This is a genomic window from Gemmatimonadaceae bacterium, from assembly GCA_035533015.1.
Taxonomy (GTDB): domain Bacteria; phylum Gemmatimonadota; class Gemmatimonadetes; order Gemmatimonadales; family Gemmatimonadaceae; genus JAGWRI01.
Genome location: DATLUQ010000064.1, coordinates 1 through 2040, shown reverse-complemented (window position 1 = coordinate 2040; position 2040 = coordinate 1). Strand labels below are relative to the sequence as shown.

At 69.4% G+C, this 2040-nt stretch carries 1 protein-coding gene; it reads left to right on the top strand.

The window, feature by feature from the left end:
- Positions 1-2040: glucoamylase family protein (locus VNF92_13530; GenBank protein HVA58898.1), on the top strand; the 2040-nt coding region annotated here is incomplete at both ends.

The following is a 2040-nucleotide window of genomic DNA, read 5'->3' as shown; positions in this document are numbered from 1 at the left end:
ATCGACGGGCTCGCCGCGGGTCTCGAGCGGTCCGCCGCCGCCGCCGTGGCGCTCACCCGGCGGCTCACGCAATTCGCGGCCGAGGCGCGCGCGATGGCCGCCGCGATGGAGTTCGGGTTTCTCTTCGATCCGATGCGCATGCTGTTCGCCATCGGCTACCGGATGGCGGATGGCAGCCTCGACACGGGACGTTACGATCTGCTCGCGTCGGAGGCACGGCTGTTGAGCTTCATCGCGATCGCGAAAGGAGACGTGCCGGTGCGCCACTGGTTCCGGCTTGGCCGCCCGCTGGCCCCGGTGGGGAAGGACTCAGTGTTGCTCTCGTGGTCGGGGTCGATGTTCGAATACCTCATGCCGCTCCTGATCATGCGCTCGCCGGTGGGGAGCCTGCTGGAGCAGACCTGCAGGCTCGTGGTGCAGCGCCAGATCGACTACGGCGGAGAGCGCGGCGTGCCGTGGGGCGTCTCGGAGTCCGGCTACTACCTGCGGGATTTCGCGATGACGTTCCAGTATTCGAATTTCGGTGTGCCCGGCCTCGGCCTTCGGCGTGGTCTCGCCGACGACGTCGTGATCGCGCCGTATGCCTCCGCCCTGGCGGCCATGGTCGCCCCCGTGGAAGCGGCGCGAAACCTTCGCGCACTCGCCGCCGTCGGGGCCGACGGCCAGTACGGGTTCTATGAATCGGTTGACTACACGCCCGCGCGCCTGCCGGCGGGCACGTCGCGAGAAGTGGTGCGCATGTACATGGCCCATCATCAGGGCATGGCGATCGTCGCGATCGCGAATGTGCTGCACGGCGGCGCCATGCGCGCGCGCTTCCACGCGGAACCCATCGTGCGGGCGAGCGAGCTGCTGTTGCAGGAGCGGACGCCGCGCGACGTCGCCGTGGCACGGCCGCGGCTGGACACCGTCGGCATGGTGGGGAACGTGCGCGAGCTGACCCCGCCGCACACCCGGCATTTCTCGTCCCCGCACGGCGCGACGCCACGCACGCAGCTCCTGTCCAACGGGCGCTACGCTGTGATGCTCACGGCGTCCGGATCGGGGTACAGCCGCTGGCGGGATCTGGCGATCACGCGGTGGCGCGAGGATGCGACCAGCGACAACACCGGGTCATACATCCTGCTGCGCGACGTGTCCACCGGGGAGCGCTGGTCGGCGGGGTTCCAGCCGAGCGGGCAAGCGCCGGAGAGCTATGACGTGTCGTTCACCGAGGACCGCGCGGAATTCACCCGCCGCGACGGCGCGATCGGAACGTGCCTCGAAGTGATCGTGTCATCGGAGGACGATGCCGAAGTGCGCCGGGTCTCGCTCACGAACCACGGCGCGCGGACGCGTGAAATCGAAGTCACGTCGTACGCCGAAGTGGTGCTCGCGCCAGCGGCGGCGGACGCCAGCCACCCGGCCTTCTCGAATCTGTTCGTCCAGACCGAGATCGTGCCTGAGCGAGACGCTCTGCTCGCCACCCGCCGCCGCCGGTCGCCCGAAGAGGCCGAGATCTGGCTGGCGCATGTCATCGCAGTGGAGGGCGAGACGATCGCCGATCTGGAGTGGGAGACCGATCGCGCGCAATTCCTGGGGCGGGGGCGGAACGTGCGGGCGCCGAGCGCGGAGACGGACGACCGCGAACTCTCCAACACGGTTGGCTCGGTGCTCGATCCGATCGTCAGCCTTCGACGCCGGGTCCGCGTGCGCCCCGGGAAGACGGTCCGCGTGGCGTTTGCCACCCTGGTGGCGCCGTCGCGGAACGCGGTGCTCGATCTCGCGGACAAATACCACGACGTCACGACCTTCGAGCGGGTGGCGACGCTCGCCTGGACACAAGCGCAGGTGCAGCTGCACCACTTGGGGATCGGGCCCGATGAGGCGCATCTGTTCCAGACGCTTGGCGGGTCGATCCTGTATGCGGATCGGGCGTTGCGGGCGCCGGTGGGCGTGCTGGCGCGGCGCAAGGAGGGCGTGGCGGCGCTCTGGGTACACGGGATCTCGGGCGACCTCCCGATCGTACTGGTGGAGATCGATGCGGCCGACGACATCGGG